Below are 25025 nucleotides of genomic sequence, written 5' to 3'. Positions count from 1 at the left end.
TTTTTATAAATATTCCTGTATATTTATTGATTTTCCATTTTGTGATACTTGGAATTTACAGGACAATTGACTATCTGTTGTTAATGCATCAAAACTGATGCCGGCAATTTTATATTCAGTTGGCACAACGGTTGAATCATCATCGCACAATGGTGCCATAAACAAAACAGACTCTCCATCTTTTTCAACCAACTTGAAAATTTTAATTTCGTTATAGTGACGTAAAATACAATAAAATTGGTCATTCTCTCTATAATGGTCAATAAAATGAAATGGCTGGAGATTCCCCTCTGGATCTACTATGACTAGCGACTCAACTCTCCTATTCGTCCCAGACATGTATACACCTCTATCAAATTATTTTAGCATTTGTTCCTTAAGTTCTTCTGCTAAACTCCTTGATCCTGGGAGCCCTTTAAGATATTTCAGCGGGCCATTCATCGACCAGTCCACTCTCTTTAATTTTTTTACGGCTTTTTCTATTAAGGCGTAGTCGAACCGCTTATTTTGATTGTGTACTGCCCTATCCAATATTCCAGATCCTGCGATCGACAAAGCATCCAAACAAACGATATGTGTCAGTCGATAGTCCTTGTAATTGCTCCATTCGTTTTCAAATGTTTGTCTAATAGAATCAAAATAACTCAAAGATAAAGATAGTTTTTCTTCTTTGGATAAAGAAGCAATTCGCGGTTCTTTTGTCAGATAATGAAGCGTCTTATATAAGTTTTGGAGCGTGATATGCCTATCTTTATTTCGTTTCCCGATTATACTCCCAATACTAAAAAAGGGGCTACTATTCTGAACCATTAATTCGGTAGCGACCCAACTTAGCTCATCTGAATCTCTGCGCAGAAATCGACTTAAAGACGAACCAATTCCTTTTGCTTTCGTATTGATGACATCAAACAAACGAATTTCTTCGTCTTCGTCTAAGCAATGAAATGCTAGAAATGGCACATTAAGCTCAGAATTGGTTTCTTTAATGTACTTTGTTATCCCACCCAAGCGATGTTGGCCGTCCATTAAAGATGCTTTACCTTTGCAAATTAATCTTCCATACGAAGATCTAAATTTATCATACGCTACAAATTCTCATTGTGAATTGGCATTGAGTAGAACGGGAGTAAATAAAGCATCGTCCCCTTTTGATAAATAAAGCGAAAAATCGTGGCACCGTTTGGGATCTACTGGTCTCTGATATCCTTTCCCAGATGGATCATTATACGGCTTGACATATGTTAAATTAACAGCAACTGAAGCCGTTACATGACCTAGGTATGCTACCTTACCGCGCATTTTATACTGCAGAACATTTTCGATGACTGACTGTGTCGGTAAAACATTCATATTTTAACTTAGCTCCTTACCACTTAAATTAAATTATACCCTAAATATAGATGTTTTAGTTATTAAAATCAATATTTCAGATGTTATAACAGTATGTTAGTTTTTGGTGTTCTTGCCTAACCTAATATTGGAGGCGAGTAACATGTCTGAACTGAAGACAATTATTGGTTATAAAATCCGCGAAATCAGAAGAGCGAGATCATTGTCACAGGAGCAACTTGGCGAAAAAGTAGATATGTCACAATCCTATATCGGCGAAATCGAGCGTGGAGAAGTGAACGTTTCTTTAGAGACATTGGATAAATTAACGAGGGCTTTGGATGTGACGATGCTGGAGTTACTAAGATTGGAGAATATTCAACTAGACAGCATACGTTCAAATAAAATGACCGTCATTCAACTGCTTCAGGAACTGCTAATTCAAAAAAGCTTAGAGGAAATCAGCATGATTTATCGGATTACAAATGACATTTTTGAAACAACCGGGGGTACAAAGAATAAATAAAAGAAGATGTCATGGTCTTGGAGAATCGCGTGCTGTTTATTGTTGGTGTCTAGGGACAAGCTTACCGCCGGTGTCAGCACACGATCACGCTTTGATCGCTTGCTGTAGCCGGGAACTGAGAATGTAGTCTGCAACTGGCTCTTCATCCCCCATTTAAATAAGCCGCCAAGATACCCAGACGTTACCTTGCTCTACACCAACCTGGTAACAACCTTGTTTCCTTGATCGGCCAGTTACGGATTTACTTGCATTTTTATGGTAAAAATAGAAGGCTCAATTTTGATTTTTGTCCCAGTCCAAGAAAACAACTAATAACAATAAATGAAAAAAGCCGCAAAAGTCGCGGCTATTGTGAAATACACTGTCAATACAAAGTATTACCACGAATCTTATAGAATTCGGCAACAACCAGTGGCTGAAATACAGTTTATAATAATATAGCTTCTTGCTCTAAACGCTTGCCCGTACACAACATCTCTCGAATTAATCCGTGAAACTAGGAATTATCCGTGTTTTCCAGTAGCTGCTCCAATTTGACTTGATAATCTGCAGTGAAGGTTTCTGCCCAATCCAAATGCTGATGGAAAGTAGTCTTATCCATACGATAGGGTCGTAGTTGTGGAAACACTGATTTTTGCAAATGCCGGAATATTTGGAACCCTCCCCAATCGATGTCGCCCCAAAACTGAACTTCAATCTGAAGACCATTTTTATCAAATTTATCTTGGATTTGCCGAAGAAAAAATCGTTTATCCGGTCCTGGAAAACCTCCAAGATAAACAACAATGATCTTCTTCTCTAACAAATTACCAATTCTCGATAACGATTGGATATATTCATGAAATACAGTTTTATTTCCAATGATAAGAATGCGTTCAGCCCTCAAATCTATCACGCGGCCTGCTTTCATTAATTGCGAGTGAACCGTCACACCAAAGAATAGTCGCTCCGGGAGAGATTCACCCATTTGTAATTCAATTCCGTACAAGGCTTGAAGTAACAATTTAGTTTGGACATAATCTTTACTTCAACTGAGATAAATTTGTCAATACTGACTACTAGATCAAAGTTGGAGGAATAAGCACATGGTGACCTGAAGCGGATTATTGTCAAAACAAGAATTACGTCAATTCGTAAAAGAGCATAATTTTCAATCGGCAGAAGATATTCAATGGACATTAAAGGAATTATTTGCAGATGTACTTCAAGAAGCATTAGAAGCCGAACTGGATACGCATCCCGGTTATGAGAAACATGATGTAAAAACAAACAAACGAGAAACAGCCGCGACGGCTACAACAGTAAGAAAACCGTAACCTCCGAATACGGTGATGTAGAATTTGAACCTGTAGTCGTGAAGAAAAATCAAACGAATGTGACCGGCATTGAGGAGCACATATGTATGCGAAGGGTATCAGTACACGGGACATTCAGGATCATTAGAATAAGTCAATATCTCCGAAACGCTGGCTGATTAATTCTCGGTACTGTCCGTTCTCTATGCGTAATTCGTCCAAAGCATCTTTATACGTACTTATAAGCTGTGTTAAATGAGTAACCTTGGCTTGCAATTCCCGGTGCTCCTGGGCTACAATCTCAGGACTTGTAATCGTTGGTTCTCCTTCAGAGGCCGAGTCTAGGATTAATTGTATTTCCTCATTCAATTTGGTGAACCATTTTTCCAAATATTCCTTATAGGAACCCGTCCACAACATTCGCGAGCTTTTCAATCTGATTCGCGGGCGTTTTGCAATCATATCGTACACATCTGATTTTGAAAGACGCGATAATCGCCCCTTTTTGACATCATTTAAAAGCTTTCTTTTTACTTGTGCACATTCCCATGCCAAGTCGCTGCTACTGAAAGAAACCGGACGAGCCAATTTACTTTACCTCCCCACTTAAAATATAACAAAGCACTTCTGCATTAGTTGGATTAGGCTTCTCTTTAGACTGTTCACGAAAGTATGCCTTTGCTTTCTTAAAGAGCAATGAATGCAGTTTTTTCGCCTCATTTGGCGGCATTTTAAATTTATTTACCCAGAGACTTCTTTCTGTTTTGTTCAACCGTTCCTTTATATCCTCAGCCTTCTGAAAAACCATTTTTCGTTGTCCTGTGGACTTGAAATTTTTCTCTGCATCGAGACAATAGTAATAATGCAACATTTCACGAAATATGTCGGCCTTGTGCGCATCTTCTGTACCCTCATCAGGACTATAATCATCACATGCTCTACAATGCCCGGGTGTATGACCACAGTTTAGCAAGACATGTGCATTACAATTATGCGTATAACCACCTACGTTAACCTCGTGTAACTCATCTTCCAAATCAATAAATTTACCTTGGAAACGTGGTGATTCCTCTATAATTTTCTGGGTTAATTTATATGCTTCATCTAGCTTTTGAGGCGTGACCTCAAACTTAGATGAAATTTCGGTTATCTCATCAATGGCTACATATTCAGTAGACGAAATTCCAGCCCCTTCTGTCTTATCAGCATCCTCCCCTTCCGGTTTCTTTCTCCAAACGCCTTTTTGAAGTAGATGACCAAACTTTGCAACTTCTTCTGCAGGCATTGTTTCCGTATAAGGCTTTTTTGAGGAAGGATGACTATGTCCGGCCTGCCTCTCTAGTAGCTCATCATTGTCTCCTAAGATACGCCGATAAGTAAGATGGAGCGCTCTTAGATTATGGGGTGTGAAATATGGCTTCCTAAGTTCAGGCCATAACTTCGATTGAATGCGAGTTAAAAAATTATACAGTCCGCTAGTTCGTATAGGGCCATCATTATGTTTTGAAGCCAGTAAACGAAGTTCCGTAAGGCCATCCCCACCCCACTCTCTTGGAAAAAATATAGGTTCTGATGGGGCAAAATGAATCAATTCGTTAAACCATCTTGCAGCATCGCTCTTCACTAGAGCGTGATGAACCCATTCATAGCCGTTTCGATCGGGTTGATTGCGAATGGTCTTGGTTTTGTGAAAACGAATCCAGGAATTATCCTGCGAATCTATAAATAAAGCATTCTGAAGCAAATTAACTATTTCATGAGGCCTTGCTGCAGTTGATAACATCAACAGGCAAGCCCGCCTATGACGAAAGTCCATCAGAATGTTCTCGTTAATTAAAGGAGTTTGATCGTTCATTAAGGTCTGCACAAGAATATAAGCTTTGGACATACTAAATACTCGTCCATGATCTTTTGACATAACACGTCTAGGTCTTGGCATAATCCGTTCTATGTTGTATGAAGCATTTGTAGTTCTTATAAGCCACCTAAGCCAATGTCGAAGCGCCACTCGGAAAAACGTCTTATCTTCTTGTCCCTTCATCTGGCCAAAAATCTCTGTGTATACTTCTGATATTGAATTCTCGCTTATGTCAGTAAGACCTTTTGATCGACATTTGATTGCAAAATACCGGATGTACTTGACTATCGCTTTCCAATAATTTATGCTGATAGTTTTTTTACCGTATCTGAAAAGTAAATTTCCTTCATCGTCGTAATAATCATCAGTTATTGAATCATTCACACGTTGCCTCAAGTAAGAAAATGCAAAGGTATAGAGACTCTCCTCAAACGGCGTTTGGGTTGGATATATTCCCGCGGCTATCCAGACACTTCTTTCCGCTTCATCGCAAGGTATGACCGGTTTATTTTCAATCAAGGAATCTGTTTCTTTAGCTAACATCTTACCTAGGAGGGTTAAACTACTTCTATGATATTTAGCGATCTTACTTGCTTTTGCTAATACAGAGGAAGTAATAATATGATTACCCTCTAACCCTTCCTTAAGGGCGTAACCTGCGAACCATAAGCAAACTACAGTTCGAAGCAAAGGAATCCTTTTCTTTGCCTTTTGTAGTTGTTTTTCGCTATCCATCGGATACAATACCGGATAGTATTTATCGTAAAGCGCATCAAAGTACTCAAAATTCGGTAACTCGGGAAAAGGAAATTTATTGAATTCGGTCTTGGTTGGAAATACGATCTCTAAAGGCAAACTGATCCGTTGTAAAAAGGCAAGCAGTAATACGTAATCTCTTTGGGTGCCGGGTAACTTGAAAAATATTGTGGGTTGTACCAAATCCGTTAAGGAGCTTGATAAAATAGGTTCAACCCGTCCCCAAGTCTCTGCCGATCTGTATTGTTCATACTCCGATCTTGTCAGATGCTCTCTACTCTCGAATTGTCCCTTTCGCCTTACAGTAATGGGTCCAAATCTCAGGGATTGCCAAGCTAATATTTGCGACACGATTTCACCTCTTTCCAATCTAAGCTCAGACTAGTCGACTGATAACCTCTATTTGAATCTGTTCGTCACTATAGCCGAAATGCCGAATCATGTCCCCAAGCAACGCTATTTGCGTAGCTAATCCGGCCGCCTTGGCGTTTTTGGTTGTAAAATCCCGACTGCCTCGCATCATGTTCCACATGTCCTTGGTTAATCTGGCCAAAGTATGAAATGCCTGTGCTGCTTCACTTTTTCGTATGGCGAAATGATGACAGGAAAAACACTTTGCCTCAAAAAGGCAAGCCCCCTGTATTAAACATCTTCCTACACCTGTAGGAGCTGGAAGCCCGAATTTTGCAAAGAATTCATCTAAAGATAGCTCTTCAGATCCCAAAGCTTTTATCAATTCGTCAGGCTCAGTTTGTTCGCTGGCAAGTGCTTCGAAGATTCGCCAAATAAACCGTCCCGCAATCTCACCATCCTGATATTTCTTAATAGTAGCAAATAACAATGCTTGACGGGAGAGATTACTTCGTAAGTATCGATTCAGCATGGTTTGATTTTCATGACCTGCAGCAAGTCGTGCTAACTCACTGTTCCCGGTTTCGATTGCAATGTGAGTTATGAGATAGTGTCTGTAACCATGAGCCTTCCCTTTTTTATCTCCATGTCCAATAAATTCTGCTATCTTGTCAAAAAACCTATATATTTGTCTTACATTCAAAATCCAGGGATATTTCTCCAATTGAAAAAGATGCACATACGATGCATCCGCTCTTTCGTTCCGTATCGGTCGGAAGGCTTTATCGCTCGATCTTTTCTGTAAAAATTCGACCGCTCTAAGACCTGCAGAATCAATTATAGGAAATTGGCCGTTACGATGTTTAGCTTTCTCAATACCTGAATATGGGCTGTATAATCCTACCGCTGATGGAGCATTAGGCAATGGCAGCATACATTCTTCAGCCTGAAGATTGAGCAGATACGTTTTACGCACCGGTGATGAGGCAATAATTAACCAAAAAGCGCGACATAAAACTTCAACATCATCTTCGGGATGATAATTTTCAATTGCTTCCTTCATGAGCATCGGGAAGTTTGGGTCATCAAAAGCGAGGCCATCACCGGAATATGTTTCTTCTTGGGCCTCACGATGAATTCCAGAATATAAATCACTGGGCCAGTCAACGTATGTTGGAAAAAATGTATGAGAACCTTTCCCCCAATCAAAGAATAACTTTATGTGTAGAAGATTGTTCCCGGTATACTTAGCTGAAAACTCCTCTCCATCGTTATTCTTTGAAATGTAATCAAACAAATCGAGAAAATCTTCATACTCGAGAGATGAAGCATCCGACTCCCCGTGCTGGTCAAGCCATTTGAAAAATTTATGCAAAGCACTGCCCGCTTTACGAATATAATAGTCTAGCGAATTACTTCGTTTTAAATGCTCGCGAAACTCACGTGCGATATCCCCCCCACTTTGGATGCTCACAGCAATCGTCAAACAGTATTCTTTGCCTACGTCTTCCTGGTTCATCCGAATATCCAAGCTCAAAAAGAATGTCCTTTAAACACTTGGCGTTATAACGTTTGTCGTTCGGACGCATTACATCCGCTAACGCTATATCTTCTTCCGTGAAATCGCCCAGCGGTTTCATAACACCTAGAAGGTGTATAGATAGTTTGTTGAACAAACCTATACGGTTTGAGTCTTTTTTGCGGATGTGTTCTGCTTCTGAATTTTTGAGGAGGCCCATTTTGACGGGGAAATCCGACAGATTAACACGACCTCTGGTTGACAGGTAACAAACCAAGTCGTTTCGACGATATTGTGCTACTACATCATTTCCCTTGCAAAAACCTGTATGCCAAGCCCAGAAAATGACATACCATAGGTCTCGACTGTCGCGATGCCGAAAGGTTGGTCTCTCTTCAGGCGGTACAGCTAACCAGTTATCCGGGGCCGGAAATGTAGTAAATAATTGAAGGACGGGATTTTTTATAGAAGAAAATACTTGATTCACATGATTCAAACGCAGCGTGTTTTTTAAAAATTTGCGAAATTCCGATAATGGAGTCCATTCTAGTGTCATTCCGAGTCCTCCTCATGCGCGTGGATTCCCTCTGAGATCTCCGCCTGTCGCATAAATACCCTCCCTAAATGATCTACTTTACCTTTTTCTGTGTCATTATTTGACTCAGGTATCCAATGAATATATGTATCGCGCGTAATCACGACAGAAGAATGCCCCAACCACTTGCTGATCTCTTCGATTGGTCTGCGATATCTTAGGAGAAGTGATGTCGCGAATAAGTGTCGGAAGGTGTGTGGATAGTAGGAACGTAGGTCTACGCTTCCCCCAGTTCGTTGAAATAAGTCATCAGCCAAATTATTATACTTACTGTAAACGCCTTTCTTACTTAATGGCTTCCCTTTTGAATTGTTTGACTCTGATACAAATAGATAGCCATGATCTTCACTTGTGTAATAAGACAAAAGTTCCCGCCGCTGAAGAAGTGCCCAATACAGAAGATCAGTGAACTCCTCTTGTGTTGGAAATCGGATATTTTTCCTGCTAAATGGATCAATTGTTTTGTGAGTTATCAACGCCACGTCCCTGCAGGAAGCCTTCGTTTTCCATCCCGTATCAATGACCCAATTCCCCCGCAACCCGCGTTCTTTTACAAACTGCAAGTTCCCGGAAAGAGACTCGGTTAATTCCTCTCTTGCTGTATGATACACGTTTAAGTTGGAAGGAATTGTTGACGGCTCAATTCGAATCTCAGCTGCTTCACCAGGGCGTAATCCAAAGTAACGCAATATCGCAAAGAGAAGAAGATCCAAAGCATTTTCATACGGATCGATCAATTCAAAGAACATGTCTGCTTCGGTCTCACTAAAGACCTTGTCGTGGTTAATGGGAGAGGCTTGCCTGCTCTTCCCTCCTCCAGGTCCTGCAGTACCGGAATCTCGAGCAATATTTTCCACATCAAACACTATCCGCACCCTACTACCCGCAGTACCCGCTATTAATGAATGATTATCTCTTATTTCTTTTCTCGGAACCTGCTCTAATGGCAGGTATTTAAATCTTGTTGTTCTATCACGCAAGAACTTCAGATATGCACATGCAGTATAGATGATCGGAGCAAGTGCACCAGACGGGTACTCACACCAGTTGGTTTTCTTTAAATCGTTATGACTGCTTCGAATTACGGTTGATAGCTTCCCTTCTGCCATTGCATGTTTGTTAAGGGGGATATTCTTTAACATAGACCAATGAATCCCGTGAGTCGCCACCTTTAAATCTTCAAATGGCTTGTAACCTTTTGGAATACATCGAAGGTAATCCGCAAATCCCAGTAATATTACTTCAATAGGATACGGTCCACCTGCTTTTACTTCGATATTATGGATATGTTCAAAATCTTCCTCTAGCCTCCAGAACATCATGTAATCCAAGAACTTTTTCAGATTCTGGGCATGCCCTGTAACCGTATTCATTTTTAGCTTTTCCGTTAATAATAGATTCATTAAAAATGTTGTAGCTTCATGATGAGTACTATGATTTGGTTTAACAATAGCGATCACTTGGGTACCTTCTACTTGATGTATGTAATGTAAACCATCAATGTTAAGGGATTTGTAGTATCGGGCATACCCAACCAATCGCATTGTTTCCCCCATTAGCTGTGCTATACTCAGAAGCTCTTTATACACACACTCCCCCCCTCTCCCAAGCATTTTTATTCATTCCTCTGTATAAGTTGAGTATAGAGGGACCACCCCCACCTCAATTATGTTTCCATAATTTTCTTTAATTCTACACAATACGTTGCATTCTGACAACAATAATTCACCCCCTATCCATAGATAAGATAAGGGGTTTCGAGATTTACATTATTTACTTCCCATTTATCAAAAGCTCAATTCCAGAATCAGATACAATACCGATGCCATTTCGAATGATAAGCTATTTGACTATTCGATTTGCTTGGAGTGACTACAGGACTCACGGGTATTCTGTATTAACAAGAGTCAGTTGTTAGTTTTCTTCTTTACCTGAACAGGTACATTAAAATCATCGACGTTAATATGTCCAAACCCGCCTTTGGAGTGGTCAACCACCTTTATATAAAGCTCCTCCCCGATATAATCCGACGCATCCCAAATCTTACGTTGATATTCTTCATAATTGGTCGCTGTCTCTTTAAATAACTCTTTGCCGTCCGACGCCCGAACCAGCGCAACATACAGACGATCTATATCCCGGCCGCCGCTGATAAGGAAGTTGATCTTACCGTTCCCACCAAGGACGAAATTTTGAGATCTTAGTGCTCCGGTTAAGCTATCGCCGCCGGCTTGCTCGTTGAAGCCCCACAAATGGTAGCCGCCCGGAATTTTATGCGACGGGTTGAAGTAAATGTTGTCCCAGAAGAACTGGGTATTGGTCACATGGACATTCTGGAAGGCGTCTCCTTCCGTCATCCATCCTGTTAAGTCTCCCGTAGCAAAATCATGGTTAGGCAGCTCTGTAATATCCTTATACACAGAATTATCCCACTTATCGGGTACATAGACCGGAGCAGCCGGTTTACCCGTTAAGGCATTCATATCCCATACTTGCATGGATTTGATATTGATATCGCCATCGGCCCAGATCTGTAAGCCTAAGGAGTCGTATCTGCCTACATAGACACGTGTTGTCAGCTTCTTCTTGTAATTTGCAAAGGCTTCAATGACCGAGCGATCGAGAAAGATATGGAGTTTCAAGTTCTCTCCTTTAAGATCTACATATCCTCCTTGAATGCCGTCCACACGCACATCTGGATCAATGCTGCTCTTGGTTCGATCCACATTAAACGTCCCGTTCTTCTTGTCGTAGTAAATGAGCGTCTCTTCTTGGCCTTTTTCCGAGCGGCGTACCTTGAGACCGAATTTCTGGGCCTCACGCGGATCAATCTCCATCACAATCTCTAGCATGTCGCCTTTGACATTTTGGATCAATTGATTGGCGCTTTCCAAATTTTTGTCCGAAAAATCAACCCATTTTTTCCCTCGAAGGCTCTGCAGTTCTTTAATCGGTTCGATATGCAATTTATCATGGTTATCGAGGCTTAGGGAAACCGGCAAAGATAAATTATGAGCCCATCCGGATTGATATTCGGCTTGCGGTGTTCTTACATTTTGCACCATGGAGAATACGACCGTTCTTCCGTCAGGTGTGACCAGACCGCTCTCTGCGGTTAAATAGCCGTCACCTACATCCATTTTGGAGGGTGCCTCCTGATCAGGAATAAATTTAAAGTTATCCCGGTCCCAAGTCCCGATCCAGTAAAAGACCTCAACATCTCTTTGCACATCGTTCGCTGGAGGAACATGCTCCGGCTTTTCATGGGGATTAATCATGAAAATATATTTTTGCTTGCCCGTACTATCCGTGCCTAACGGCAATAACACTGGTAGCTCCCATACCGTACCCAACTCTGGATAACGGCTTCTGTCACTAACGTATAGCGGCCCCTTATATTCCCAATTGTACATATCATCGGATACATACACCAAAGCTGTGCCGCTGCTGAAGTCTGGAAGACCAGATGTCACTAACTGATACCACTTGTCCACCTCTTTGTCGTACCATACAAACGGATCGCGGAACTCGTTGTGGATGCCTTTTCCGTTCTGCTCCGTTACCGGTTTAGGATATTTCACCCATTTTTCCAAATAGGGATCGGACAAATCCGCCGGAGTTGCCAACCCTGTTCTTTGGTTCGGCGACAAGGAGTCGTTGCCAGCGGTATAGAACAGAACAGGATTGCCGTTTCGATCATACGCTGCACTGCCTGACCACGTGCCGTCCGGATCTAGGGTGCCCGCTTCGGGCGCAAGAGCAGGTCTTACATTTTCCCAGTTCACCATATCGTCACTCACCCAATGCCCCCAGTGGATTTGATGCCAGAATGGACCTTGCGGGTTATGTTGATAAAATAAATGGTATTTGCCGTTATAGTAAATCGGTGCATGTGCTTCATTCATCCAGTTTTGCGGAGGCATCGCGTGGTACTGGGGTCGGTGCTGATCTCCGCCAAACACACTTGGATCCTCATCAATGTCCGCATTTGGAATTTTCGGAATTGCACCTCCATGAAGCGCCTTCACGCTCTCATATCCAGCAAGTATCTCCTGGTTCGTAAGGGCTTTATTATGCAGCTTCACTTCATCTAGGAGTCCGCTGAACATATTGAAGGAGAACACCCCTGCTAACTCTACAGGTTTATTATTTTTCCCGATGATCAGGCTTTCGGTAGATGGTGTGATCGGAACGTTGAGGGGGGTTACTTGGGAAGCCACTTCCTCACCGTTTAGATATAACTTAATTTTTCCATCTTCTTTACTGAAAGTAGCGGCCACATAATTCCACTTGTATTTTTCCAACGGGTGATCCTTTACCCATACCTGAATCCACTGACCGCTTATGCCTACTTGCATCGACCATGTACCGTGCCGATACATACCAAGAGAAAAGCCTTCCGCTTTATCCTGGTCGGATTGGTTTACGATCGCAGACAGCTTGTTTCCGTCTCCCCACTCATAGCTACGCGGTGCAACCCAAGCTTCGATGGTTAACGCGTCGCTTATAGGCACAGTATCGTTTGCATTGACCTCAATATAATTCGAGTATCCATCGAACAATAAGGCGCCGCCTTTTATTCCGCGCGGAGTCCATCTCGGATCCTTCGACGCCATATACCTGGCGTTGTTAAATACATAGTTCACATCGTGCTTAAGATCGTGTACTTTCTCCAACGCTTTCTTTCCTGCGCCTTCATCAAGGTTTAAGTAGAAAATAGTCCCCCTACCACTTGCTTGGAAACTATCAACGGCAATGCTGGCTTCATTGGAATGATCGACAACCTTTACATAGAGCTTCTTGTTGTAGTGTTCTTGCACTTTCCATAAGATTTTCTCGTTCGCGCTGACATTCCCGGTTTTCATAAGCAATGTGTTGCTGTTCGCATCGAAAAGTGCAACATATGCATTTTCCGGTTTGAGGATATCCAAAACAGTAAAATTAATTGTTCCGGTTCCCTGAAGCGTGAAAGTATTAGAAGTGATGGAGCCCTTTCCTTGCAGGGAGGATTTGGCATAAAAGTTCCCTTCTTTGCTCGCATGAGCTTCATCAGTCACTTCAAAAGCATCTTCCTCAACCGTCCAGCCATCGAGATTTCCGGTTTCAAAGCTTGGATTATCGATTTCATAGCGCTTGAAATCCGGCTTGATATCCGTCGCAACAATTCCTTCAGCTGGCTCCGACTCATGGTACATGGAGAATGCGTCCGCAAAAATGACTCCCCAATCCGAGGTTGCATTATCGACGACCTCCACATACAGTTTCTTGCCCAATTGTGTGGAAAGATCCGCCTTGTATTGCACCATATTGGCAAGCCGCATGCCCTGCGCAGGATCCGGGAAGCCAACGTCGGCGAATGCGCTATTTCCGTATCGGGCAATAACTTGTCCCGTATCGACTTCCACAATATTTATAAATACCTTGTCTGGGTTCTTTGCACCGCCAAGCTTGAAGCTGATCCAGCCGCTTCCGCCCAGCTCGAAAGTGCTGGAACGAAGTACACCTGTCGCAGATTCGTCATACTTCCAGCCGTTTAAATGATAAGCTCCTTCCTGGTTATACGGTATTTTTTCTGCCCACCAAGTCGTTTCGTCGGTTACGCTATTCGGACCGAACGCATCGCCTTTGATAACGGTCCATCCCGTCAAATCTCCTGTTTCAAATCCAGGATTCCGGATTTGATAGACTGAATCTGTAACTGACAATCCCATGTCATTCTTAGGAATATTCTTGATTTGATAAATCGCATCCGTAACCGATGATTTCACATCATTCTTAGGAATGAGCGTTTCTCCAGCAACAGTTCTATTTTCGGACGCGACAGAGATTCCCGGAACAACAAGCTGGAGCACCATAGCCCATATAACCATTCCCGATATCCAACATTTTCCTCTTTTGACTTTCCTCATTCTCGAGCCTCCTTCGAAACTTGTTATACTTGCGAACATCGATACCTCATTTCGAAATGCTCTCCTTGTACAAAGATGAATAGTCATGAAGAAGGGAGAATATGAATGAAAAATTTCCAAACGGAGGAATGCAAAGTTTCTTGATCATTTGTGCATACCCCATTCGTAAGGAGCGCCTAAACAACCGTCTTACCAAACGGACTGCATATCCCATATATCCAAGGATTTAACAAACGGTTCTCCATCTCCCCAAATCTCGAGTCCCAAAGCATCCATACGGCTCGGATATACCCGGGTTGTCAGGCTTTTCAATCCGCTTGCATAAGCTTCGACCATGGAGCGGTCCAAATAAATGTGAAGCTTCAGATTCTCCCCAAGCAGCTCCAACTTACCGCCTTGAATCCCTCCGCACTTTTCTCCAGGATGCAGGGTCGTTTTCGAGCGGTCGACCATGAGCAACGCTTGATTCCAATCATAATACAGCAGAGTTTCTTCCTCTCCGTCCGGCGTACAACGGACCTTGACTCCGAATTTTTTGGCGCTGCCGGGCTCCAATTCCAATTGAATCTCAAGCATGTCACCATGAACATTCCTAAGCTGCACATTAGTTTCAGCCAATGACTGGTCCCGAAGCGATAGCCGCTTAGGGCCACGCAGCGATTGAAGCTCCTGAATCGGCTCTATTCCCAGACGTCCGTCATCCCTCAAATACACGCTTAACGGCAAGCCTCCGTTATGAGCCCAACCCGACTTATATTCCATCTCGGAGGTCCGGTCGCCTTGGGCTATCGTAAAGACGATATTTCTGCCGGTCTTCGGATCAACCATTCCGCTCGGTCCGGTAAAATGGAAATCCCCGACATCAATCAATTGAGGCTCTTCTTGATCGGGGATGAACGAAAGATTTTGCTTGTCAAGTTGTCCGATCCAATAGAACACCTCGACATCCGCTCCCTTCCCCACAGGGCTGACAAGCAGCAGATGTTTGTTCACTCCCTGCTTGTCACTGCCAAGGGGAAGAAGCACAGGGAGCTCCCAGATGGGTCCAAGGTAAGGAAACTTCTGAATATCCGCTTTAAAAAACGGCCCTTTATACGTCCAATTCAGCATATCCTGTGACGCAAATGCCAGTGCTGCTCCACCTTCAATTCCGGACCCGACCAGAGCATACCAGCCGTCATCGTCCTTCCATACGAATGGATCTCGGAAATCCCCAAATGCGCCCATTCCCTTCTTCTGCACGATCAACGGCTCTGGATGTTTGACCCACTGAACCAGATCCGGGTTTCCGTCAAGGGTATAAGTGCTTCGGGCAAGCGCTACGCTCTGATTCGGAGAAGCGCTGTCATTACCTGCCGTAAAGAACAAGACAGGAAGTCCGTCAGCATCATAGGTTGCGCTTCCCGACCAGATCCCGTCCGGTGCGAGCTGATCCTTTTCGGGCGCCAGGGCCACGGGTAGATCACGCCAATGCACCAAATCCTGACTTACCCAATGTCCCCAATGGATCTGATGAAAGAACGGCCCCTGCGGGTTATGCTGATAGAACAAATGATATTGCCCGTCAAAATAGATCGGTGCATGAGGTTCGTTCATCCAATGGGCCGGCGGGCTAACATGATATTGCGGTCTGTGCCGATCAAGTAGCAGTGGCGTTCGGTCCAGCTTGATCTCGTCATAGTTTAATTGTGGCCGGATACCTTCATGAAAGGTATCCAGCACATGCCGATAAGAAGCGGCCACTTCTTCCGCGCTCAGCGCCCGATTATAAATCTTGAGTTCATCAATGATACCGCTAAACATGTGCAGGCTGAACACTTCCGCCAGCAGGCTGCTATGGTTATTCTTGCCGATAAGAAGATCCGTGTCCGCCGCCTCAGCCAGGCGGGAACCACGAGGCACGGCAGCTGAAGCGATTTCACTGCCGTTTAAATACAGCTTGATTTCCCCTTGGTTCCCATCGAACACAGCATTCACGTATGACCATTCATTCTTGGGCAGTTCATGGCCGTCCGGCGACCAAAGTTCCTTCCAGTCTCCTCCTTCCAGCCCGACTTGGAAGGACCAGGAACCGTGACGGAACATGCCGAGCAGATAACCCTGCTTGCGATCCAGGTTGTAGCGGTTCACGATGGCGGACAATTTGCCATCATCCCCCCATTCATAGGAGCGTGGGGCTACCCATACTCCTATGCTTAACGCTGATCGATACTCTGGCTCGGTGTTCTGATTTCCCTCATCGAACGAATGCGCAATGTAAGTCGAATAACCATCGAACAGAAGCCCATTTCCAATTACCCCCTGTCTCCACCGTGGAGGGCAAGGTTGAGTAAACTCCGCTTGGTTAAACACGTACTGGATATTATCCTGGACTTGGGATACGCTCTCCAGAGCGCTTGTACCGGTTCCTTCATTGAAGGCCCAATACATAATCAATCCCCGATTATCGGTTGCATGGCTCATACTTCAACCCTCCTGGATGTCTGCTCCGTTGGACCATTAGGAATATGAATGGAGTTAAGAGCATGCATATAAAACGAGTTCACTACAACTTCCCCTGATTTCGCACTTATCTCAATACGATCCATCGGAGCATCAGGGAATATTTGATCCGTCAGTGCAACCAAGCCCTCATTCGCGTACACTTCAACCGCGTTGCGATCCAGCCAGATATGCAGCTTGATCTTCCCATTCTCCGAAACCATTCTAGCACCGTGCTTGCACGCAAACGACGGGTAGAAATCACTCAGGCCCGATTTCGAGCGGTCGATGAATAGCCATTGGCGCACAGGGTCATAACCGATAATAGTCTCACTTTGCCCAGAGGACTTCATTTTAATATGAACCTCGTCTTCGGAACGAATGTCGATATCCGCTTCAATTTCAAGCAGAACATCATTCGTTTTTTGCGTAAACGGCACCTCTGGCGTAACCTTAACCTCATTCCAGCAGAGCGTTCCTTTCCGCAGCTGCTCTATTTCCCGAACAGGCATTTGGGTCAGAACTACGCCCTCGTCTCGACTGGTCAATGACAAGACGCGAGGCAGAGTCATTGTGCCTCTCCAGGCCCCGGTAGGCGTTTGGTTAGCATATTTCCAGTTGCTCATCCATCCGATGATCACACGCCGTCCGTCCTGCTCAGCTATATCCGACCAGGTGACCCCCGCATAATTGTCCCGGCCATAATCCAGCCACAGGATATGATCGGCCGGATGGTCATTGATGAACGTATTTCCGTCGAACTCTCCGATAAAGTATTGCGTGCGTGAGCCTTCTGGACAGTTGGGATTATCTCCGATGCTTATGATAAGTACCCATTTGGAATGTCCGCTGTCATCAACCGGCAATTCAAAGAGATCAGGGCATTCCCAAACTCCGTCATGCGAGCCTTCACTCTTTCCGAATTCGCCTGACAACGACCATTCACGCAAATTGTCGGAACGATAAAACCGAACGTGGTCTCCCGCGACAAGAGCCATAATCCAGGATGCACTTGGCGAATGCCAGAACACCTTGGGGTCCCGGAAGTCGACCAGATCATGCTCGTCGAGTATTGGGTTCTCCTCATATTTGTGCCAAGTTCGGCCTTTATCGCTGCTGTAAGCCAGGCTTTGCCGCTGGCGAGGTTGTTCGGTCTCCGGACAGCTGTCTGCATGAGTGAAGAGTGCGATCAATCCATGGGAACCATCGAACAGTCCGCTGCTATTATTCCAGTCAACCACACAGCAACCGGAGAAAATAGCGCCATGCTCATCCGGGAACAGAGCGATAGGCATATGCTCCCAATGAACCAGGTCTTGGCTTACAGCATGACCCCAGTGCATTGGTCCCCATTGGTTACTATAAGGATGGTGCTGATAAAACAGATGATAGACTCCCTCGTAATAGACTAATCCGTTGGGATCATTCAACCAATGGGAGTGAGGTGAAAAATGAAAACCCGGCCTAAATCTATCATCATCGTGCTGTTTATTTGTCTCGATTATCTGGGTAATTTCATCTGTCGTCGGCATAGATTGAAGAGCCCCTTTCCGTGTGGTTAATAATGCACCGCCGGCATTAGCAAAAGTTAGCATACCGATGATTTGCTGTTTGGTCAGCTGATTCAAATAAACACCGGCTTTCAGTATCTTATATAACAAGCAGCCCAGAAAAGCGTCGCCGGCTCCTGTCGTATCAGTGGCCTCTACTTGAAAACCCGGCACATATCCGTCATGATCAGCTAATCGGTAATAGCAGCCTTTTTCCGCTAAAGTTACGAAGATCCCGGCGATGCCGAATTGCTGTTGCAGCTCTAGCGAGCCTTTTTCCACATCAGTTGTACCCATTATAAAGTGGAGCTCATCTTCCGATATTTTCAGGATATCTGCATACTTCATGCCCCAAAGGATATTCTGTTTCGCTTCCTCTTTACTCTCCCATAAAGCAAACCGGATATTCGGATCGAATGAAAGCAGGACTCCTGCCTCTTTAGCCTTCACAACTGCCGCTCTTGTTGCCGTACGGGCCGGCTCATGGGTCATCGACAAAGAACCAAAGTGCAGTGCATGGCAGTTTTCAATCCTATCGAACGGGACATCCTGCGTGCGCAAGTATGTATCCGCTCCTGGTTTCCGGTAGAAGCTGAACGATCGGTCTCCGTTGTCATCCAGATGAACAAATGCCAGCGTTGTATTGGCTTCATCTGTAAACGTAAGCGCAGACACGTCGATGCCGCCGTTCATCAAGGTATCGTGCAGCAAGGAACCGAATTGATCATCCCCAACTTTGCTAATCAATGTCGCTCTAGCTCCCAAACGGGATAGAGCAGCTGCTACGTTAGCCGGAGCCCCTCCAGGATTGCATTCAAACTGCTCGTTGCCTCCCGTGGTACGACCTGATGGCGTAAAGTCTATCAATACTTCCCCAATGGTTATTACATCAAGCACAGTTTTCTCCCCACCTATCGTTTGATTATTTATTTTTTAAATTTGCATTATATCGATCCAACCCTTTTTGATAGATCTCCATTAATTCGTTCAGCCCCATCTTCTCGAGTGTCTTCACATAGCTGTCCCACTTTTCATCTACCTCGCCATCGACGATGAACTTGCCTCTTTGGGTATTTACATATTTAATAAGTTCTGGCTCAATCCGATTGATTTTATCTAGTTCATCCGGTTCAAAGAAGATGCTCGGATAGTTTTCCTTTTTCATATATGGAATGTAATATTTCTCCAAATACTCAGCACGCTTCTGAGCTCGGGGTTCCATATCAACAACTTTTCCGAAGTCATCGAAAGTAATGACGCCCGGATTTCCTGTGCCTGGAGCCACTTTTTGACGGAATTCACCTGCGGAGACTCCCTTGGGAAGCGGCAGGTTCACCAATTTTCCTTTTTCGTCCTTCTTGAATACGACATCCAACGGACCCCAGTGAATTTGAGCCGCCATGTAAGGGTCATACTGTTGATCGATCCAACGCATCGTCATTGCCGGATAACGGTTCTCCTTTGTAATCACGAAGCTACCTCGTCCCGGACCGCCGCCGTTGTTGCGACCAATCATTTGATCTCCATTTGGGCCTTTAAGCGGGGGCAGCAGAGCATAATCCTTACTACGCTCCGGTCCGACAACTTCTTCGACTTCCCACCAAACGTAGGAGCCGAGCGTTTCATCTGGTGTTTTGCCTTTTGCTAAATACTGAGCGGCATCCTGGGTGAACGATTCAGGGTCAATCAGCCCCTGCTTATACCAGTTATCATGAATATATTTTAATGCTTCCTTATATTGAGGTTGCGTAGCGGTAAAGATCACTTTACCTTCGCGGACGATCCGATGTTCCAAATTATCCGGAAGACCGAAAGCTCCGAATATGCCAGCAATGTCACTACACCACTGCATATGCATAAAGCTTAATGGGATTTCATCAGCCTTGCCATTGCCGTTCGGGTCCTTCGTTTTAAAGGCAATCAAAGCCTGCGTGTATTCGTCCAGCGTTTGAGGTAATTTTAAGCCCAGTTTATCGAGCCAATTTTTATTGATAACGTGAAAGAAGGGGTTGGTATCGAGCTTATTCTCTTCCCACGACGGCAGCCCATAGATGTGACCGTCTGGCGCTGTGATGGCTAGTTTAATATCAGGCCGTCGATCGAGAAGCGCTTTCAAATTAGGCGCATATTTATCAATTAAATTCTCCAGCGGAATAATGGTTCCGTCTTTACCGTAATTGATTAGATCGTAATCTGTGAATCCAGCTCCGTAAAAGGCATCTGGCAAATCTCCGCTGGCCAACAACAAATTTTTCTTCTCTGCAAAGTCAGTGTCTGGAATGTTTTCCCAATCAATTTTTACGTTTGTTTGTTTTTCCAGCCGCTTAAATATTTCCATTTTCGAGTAATCTGGCGCTAAAGCAGCTTTTGGGGATACCATCTTTAATGTCACCGCTTCTTTAACAATCGGAAGACCGGTTTTATTAAAATTTGCATCCTGATCTGGATTCACCGTCTGATTTTTTGACTCGCCTCCGCCTCCCGAACATCCGCTAAGAGCAAACACTCCAGCCAGCATTAGAATTCCAGCCCTTTTGAATAATTTCATCGTACATAACCTCCTTATGTCAGTCCACAAGCTGAGAACTTCCCTTGTCCTAGTTATTTACTTGTCTGAATGCTGAATTTAGGTATTCTGTTGCACATTCCCCCTTTCAGGCACCATGACAATGTTAGCCTTTGATCGAGCCGATCATCACGCCTTTAACAAAGTATTTTTGCAGGAAAGGATACAAAATCAGCAACGGTAGGCTGGATACCATGATGACACCATATTTGATAAGCTCTGTAACGCGCATCTTCGCTGCATAGGATTCCACGTCTATCATCATGCTCGAGTTGGCCTGATTCTGGACAAGAATGTTGCGAAGGACCAGTTGTAATGGATACTTGCTTTCATCGTTCAAGTAAATCAAAGCGTCAAAGAAACCATTCCAGAACCCGACAACATGATACAGTACCATTACGGCTATAACGGACTTAGACAAAGGTAATACGATGCTCCAAAAAAATCTGGTATTGGAACAACCATCAATGGAAGCGGCCTCCCACATTTCATCCGGGATGGTCGACTGAAAAAAAGTCCTTACGATAATGACATTGAACACACCTCCCGCTCCAGGAATAACAAGTGCCCAGATCGTATTCAGCATGTGAAGATCTTTAATCAGCAAATAGGTCGGGATCAACCCCCCACTAAAAAACATGGAGATCAGTAAAAACCACATTATCACCGACTTTCCTGCCAGTCCTTTACGAGCTAACGGGTAAGCTGCACATATGGTCACGGCAACTCCGATTAATGTTCCTAGACTCGCATATAAGATCGAATTGGCATATCCAATCCATATAGATGAATCGCTGAATATTCGCCCGTATCCATCCAGCGTAAAACCCTTTGGAAAGAACCATACTTCACCTGAGTAGATGAGATTGGGGTCACTGAGTGAAGCAATCAATACAAAATACAGCGGGAATAATACAAGCAACATAACTATGGTCAGCATGACGTAGTTGACGATGTCAAACCACATGTCTCCCTTGCTTTTTCTCTTTAATAATTGATTCAAAATGAACTCCCCCTTACCACAGGCTGGTTTCCGTCAATTTTTTTGCGATCCGGTTGACGGTGACTATCAGGATAATATTTACAACTGAATTAAACAGGCCAACTGCTGTAGAAAAGCTGTATTGTGCTTTTTGAATCCCGATTTCATAAACATAGGTCGGAATGATATTGGAGGTGGCATAATTCAAATCGTTCTGCATAAGGAAAGCCTTTTCAAAACCGATACCCATAATGTTACCGAGTGCGAGAATCAATAAGATGACGATCGTCGGCAAAATGCTTGGAATATCCACATGCATTACGCGCTTCCATTTGCTTGCTCCATCCATGATCGCGGCTTCATGCAATTCTGGATTGACCCCTGCCAACGCAGCAAGGTAAATGATGGTAGCAAAACCTGTCTCTTGCCAAACCCCTGATAAAATATACAAAGGGCGGAACCACCCTTCGTCGGCTAAGAACATAATGGGGTCCCCTCCAAACCAAGTGATGATGTGATTCACAATTCCGCTGTTTGGAGACAGAAAAACATTAAGCATACCGACGAGCACTACGGTCGAAATAAAGTGTGGTGCATAAATTACAGTCTGTACAATTTTCTTGTATCTCTTGGCCAGCATCTGATTGAGCATAATCGCTATAATAATCGGAGCTGGGAAGCTAAACACAAGCGATAGAGCACTGAGTGTAAGCGTATTGGTCATGATCGTCCAGAAGTTATAGGAATCGAAAAAATCAATAAAGTGCTTAAAACCTACCCACTCGCTTCCCCAAATCCCCCGACTTGGTGAAAAATCCTTAAAAGCAATTTGTATTCCATACATTGGATAGTACTTAAATACGAGATAAATAATAATGATTGGCAGCAAAAACAGATATAGTTCATAGTCACGTTTGATCTGGTTCCATATTTTGCGATTTGGCTTGATCGTAGAATGATCCCACTCACTAGTTCTTGAATTCATCATTACACTCCCTTTCTTGTAAAAGAATATTTTCATTTTTGAAACGTTTCCAATTTATTAAAAGAAAAACTTCAGTCGGTGATCCATACCATAAATCCACCGAATGAGCTGAAGTTTTTCCAAAGTCAAAAACAACCTTGCCTAAGATAACAGGAGACGATACATTTGCTGATCCAAACTTATTCCTTGGATCTTTTAACAGAGTAGTCTGATTGTCAAATGAAACGTTTCCAATTTATTATAAAAAAAAGGCGAGTTTGCAGATCCAGACTGAGATCCAACTGAATGAGCTAATATTTATACAATAAAACTCATGTCGTTTCGCCCTGCCTGAAGATAACGGGGAGACGATACACTTGCTGATCTAAAGTTATACCATCCATCTTTTGATACAGTAGTCTGATTGTCAGACGTGCCATCTCCTCCACTGGCTGCCTAATTGTAGACAATATCGGATGAAAATAACGATGATCCTGAATGCCGTCATAACCGATGACCTTTACATCTTCTGGAACTCGAATACCCTGCCTACCTGCTCTTTCTATATATTTGGCGGCAAACATATCGGTAATAGCGAAAATGCCATCCACATCCCGATGCTTAGATAGAAATTCGCCAAAATAGGCTTCGTCGTCCACAATAGGATCTGGTTTCTCGTATACAACATGGTCTACACCCAATTTTTTCGCCTCATCAATGAAACCTTTTCTTCGATTCATGGTTTCACTAAAAATTGAAGTTACACTTCCTATAAAGGCCGGTTTTTGGGCCCCTGCCTTAACAAGTTCCCTCAAAGCTAGACGGCCTCCCTCATAATTATCTGAGGTCACACAAGTGATTTTTTTGTTGAAATGTCTGTCAATACTTAGAATCGGAATGTCATTGCTTACGCTATTTTCTATATCATTGTAAGTAATGCCGACAATACCAGCCACTTTGTTTTGACGTAGCATATCCAGGTAATACAGTTCCTTTTCTGGCTTGCCGCCGCTATTACATAACATGAGCTTAAAGCCTTCCCGATCTAACTCATCCTCAATGTAATAAGCCAGTTCAGAAAAAAAAGGATGCCAGATACTTGGAAGCAGCAAGGCTACCATCTTGGATTTCCTCATTTTAAAATTTCGAGCGACTTCATTAGGAAAATAATTCAGTTCTTGTATAGCTTTCTCCACTTTCCTTCGTGTATCTGGTTTTACAGAGCCCGAGTTATTAATAACGCGGGACACCGTTCCCACAGCAACACCAGCTATCTTAGCTACATCTCTAATACTTGGCATTTAACCCCCCCATATCTCTTATGGGAATTATAATAGCACGAAGTTGGAAACGTTTCAATAATCTTTGAAGCGCTTTTTTTCTGACTTTTTTCACCCTATTTTCATTGATCGCTCCGGATCAACCGCCGAATTTGATACAAATCGCCCTCCATGCGGAATTCGCCTGGAGCCATTCCTGTATACTTTCGGAACACTTTGCCGAAATAATTCGCATTCGAGAAACCGGACTGTTCCGCCACCTGCTCCAATGTCAGATTTGCGGGCTCCAGCAGAAGCGCAGCCGCTCTTTCCAACCTCATACGAGTTAAATAGCGGCCGGGAGAGAGGCCAAGCTTGTGCTCAAACTCACGGGTGAGATGAAATTTAGAACATCCGGAGACCTCCGCCATGTCCTGAAGGCCAATGCTCCGATGCAGATTACTGTCAATGAAGGTCTTACAGCGTTCTACAATCGGAGGCAATGGGACGCTGCTGGCAAGAGTGACAAGATGACTCGCCAGTGACATGGCCAGTGAATAAGCAGCCCGTGAGCACTGATACATATCGCGGTAGCTGTTCTCAATAGCTTCCCGATAAGTCACCCACAGGAGATGCTCCAAATCGGTCCCCGGCTCAATCCGGAAAATGTAGCCGCTTATGTCCAGCCATTCCTGGAGGAGATGCAGCGCCAAGTGTGACAGTTCGAAGTAAAGCACTTCCCATCTGGGAGAATCAGAGGGGAGACGGTAGATATGGTCGCCCGGAACATCAGCCAGAAAAGCATCCCCCGGCTCGAGGGAATGTCTCCTCCCCCCCGTTTCAATCTCACCGCGACCATTCAATGTATATTGAAGCACACAATGGTCTCCGGTACGGTTCCGTCCATCCCAGATATAATCATGCGAAGTAATCAGCTCATATCCAGCACCTTTTAACAAGATATAGGGCATAGGTGTTATAAAGTGAAAAGATATCGAGGACTGCTTCTCTTTCCCGTTTCCCTCCCCATGATTCACAGCAATATTTCACCCTCCTCAATTTATAAAGTTACTCTTGTTTCGGTT

At 43.8% G+C, this 25025-nt stretch carries 17 protein-coding genes and 2 pseudogenes; 2 read left to right on the top strand and 17 right to left on the bottom strand.

Features of this window, described 5'->3' with window-relative positions:
* Window positions 1-3 precede the first annotated feature (3 nt).
* The 3 genes and pseudogenes from MKY98_RS12955 to MKY98_RS12945 form a co-directional block, all read right to left on the bottom strand.
* The gene (locus MKY98_RS12955) at window positions 4-339 is read right to left on the bottom strand and encodes a hypothetical protein (RefSeq protein ID WP_069012400.1); all 336 of its coding nucleotides are present in this window, start codon (window positions 337-339) and stop codon (window positions 4-6) included.
* 18 nt (window positions 340-357) lie between these two features.
* A pseudogene (locus MKY98_RS12950) lies at window positions 358-1056 on the bottom strand (DGQHR domain-containing protein); the annotation flags it as partial.
* Between the two features lie 39 nt (window positions 1057-1095).
* Complete coding sequence (locus MKY98_RS12945) at window positions 1096-1350, bottom strand: hypothetical protein (protein WP_081317608.1); 255 nt, start codon at window positions 1348-1350, stop codon at window positions 1096-1098.
* Window positions 1351-1492: 142 nt separating this feature from the next.
* On the opposite strand from MKY98_RS12945, the gene MKY98_RS12940 reads away from it, so the two are divergent.
* Window positions 1493-1855: a helix-turn-helix domain-containing protein gene (locus tag MKY98_RS12940; RefSeq protein WP_069012401.1), complete on the top strand. Its 363-nt coding sequence runs from the start codon at window positions 1493-1495 to the stop codon at window positions 1853-1855.
* 496 nt (window positions 1856-2351) lie between these two features.
* Here the strand turns inward: MKY98_RS12940 and MKY98_RS12935 are convergent, their stop codons facing one another.
* A complete protein-coding gene (locus tag MKY98_RS12935; RefSeq protein ID WP_023988778.1) occupies window positions 2352-2822 on the bottom strand; it encodes a Wadjet anti-phage system protein JetD domain-containing protein in 471 nt (156 codons plus the stop codon).
* Between the two features lie 139 nt (window positions 2823-2961).
* Here MKY98_RS12935 and MKY98_RS12930 point away from each other — a divergent pair.
* Window positions 2962-3295, top strand: a pseudogene (locus MKY98_RS12930) (transposase); the annotation flags it as partial.
* On the opposite strand, the gene MKY98_RS12925 reads toward MKY98_RS12930, so the two are convergent.
* The 13 genes from MKY98_RS12925 to MKY98_RS12865 form a co-directional block, all read right to left on the bottom strand.
* Complete coding sequence (locus MKY98_RS12925) at window positions 3295-3738, bottom strand: hypothetical protein (protein ID WP_023988780.1); 444 nt, start codon at window positions 3736-3738, stop codon at window positions 3295-3297. The pseudogene MKY98_RS12930 and the gene MKY98_RS12925 overlap by 1 nt on opposite strands.
* A gap of 1 nt (window position 3739) precedes the next feature.
* Window positions 3740-6115 carry a site-specific integrase gene (locus MKY98_RS12920; RefSeq protein WP_069012402.1) on the bottom strand — a complete coding sequence of 792 codons (2376 nt, stop codon included), beginning with the start codon at window positions 6113-6115 and terminating at the stop codon, window positions 3740-3742.
* A gap of 25 nt (window positions 6116-6140) precedes the next feature.
* Entirely contained in the window at window positions 6141-7634 is a 1494-nt protein-coding gene (locus MKY98_RS12915; RefSeq protein WP_341010938.1) for a hypothetical protein, read from the bottom strand.
* Entirely contained in the window at window positions 7555-8190 is a 636-nt protein-coding gene (locus tag MKY98_RS12910; RefSeq protein WP_069012404.1) for a hypothetical protein, read from the bottom strand. The genes MKY98_RS12915 and MKY98_RS12910 overlap by 80 nt, the downstream gene beginning before the upstream one ends.
* Window positions 8187-9818: a tyrosine-type recombinase/integrase gene (locus MKY98_RS12905; protein WP_039274859.1), complete on the bottom strand. Its 1632-nt coding sequence runs from the start codon at window positions 9816-9818 to the stop codon at window positions 8187-8189. The genes MKY98_RS12910 and MKY98_RS12905 overlap by 4 nt, the downstream gene beginning before the upstream one ends.
* Before the next feature lie 318 nt (window positions 9819-10136).
* Window positions 10137-14138, bottom strand: a complete 4002-nt coding sequence (locus MKY98_RS12900) for a GH32 C-terminal domain-containing protein (RefSeq protein ID WP_069012405.1) — start codon at window positions 14136-14138, stop codon at window positions 10137-10139.
* A gap of 189 nt (window positions 14139-14327) precedes the next feature.
* Window positions 14328-16601, bottom strand: coding sequence for a GH32 C-terminal domain-containing protein (locus MKY98_RS12895; RefSeq protein WP_069012406.1), 2274 nt, complete (start codon window positions 16599-16601; stop codon window positions 14328-14330).
* Complete coding sequence (locus tag MKY98_RS12890) at window positions 16598-19066, bottom strand: PfkB family carbohydrate kinase (protein WP_081317609.1); 2469 nt, start codon at window positions 19064-19066, stop codon at window positions 16598-16600. Before MKY98_RS12890 ends, MKY98_RS12895 begins: the two co-directional genes overlap by 4 nt.
* A 25-nt stretch (window positions 19067-19091) precedes the next feature.
* Window positions 19092-20717 (bottom strand): ABC transporter substrate-binding protein, encoded by a 1626-nt coding sequence (locus tag MKY98_RS12885; protein ID WP_069012407.1) that lies wholly within the window; start codon window positions 20715-20717, stop codon window positions 19092-19094.
* A gap of 124 nt (window positions 20718-20841) precedes the next feature.
* Window positions 20842-21738, bottom strand: coding sequence for a carbohydrate ABC transporter permease (locus tag MKY98_RS12880; RefSeq protein ID WP_069012408.1), 897 nt, complete (start codon window positions 21736-21738; stop codon window positions 20842-20844).
* A 13-nt stretch (window positions 21739-21751) separates the two neighbouring features.
* Complete coding sequence (locus MKY98_RS12875; RefSeq protein WP_176715754.1) at window positions 21752-22702, bottom strand: ABC transporter permease; 951 nt, start codon at window positions 22700-22702, stop codon at window positions 21752-21754.
* A 311-nt stretch (window positions 22703-23013) separates the two neighbouring features.
* Complete coding sequence (locus MKY98_RS12870) at window positions 23014-23982, bottom strand: LacI family DNA-binding transcriptional regulator (RefSeq protein WP_029515279.1); 969 nt, start codon at window positions 23980-23982, stop codon at window positions 23014-23016.
* A gap of 101 nt (window positions 23983-24083) precedes the next feature.
* A complete protein-coding gene (locus MKY98_RS12865) occupies window positions 24084-24977 on the bottom strand; it encodes a helix-turn-helix transcriptional regulator (protein ID WP_069011440.1) in 894 nt (297 codons plus the stop codon).
* Between the last annotated feature and the right edge of the window lie 48 nt (window positions 24978-25025).

Source organism: Paenibacillus sp. FSL M8-0228 (assembly GCF_038007385.1).
GTDB classification, from domain to species: domain Bacteria; phylum Bacillota; class Bacilli; order Paenibacillales; family Paenibacillaceae; genus Paenibacillus; species Paenibacillus polymyxa_D.
The sequence above is the reverse complement of the archived record's forward strand: the minus strand, read 5'-3'. Positions and strand labels throughout refer to the sequence as shown.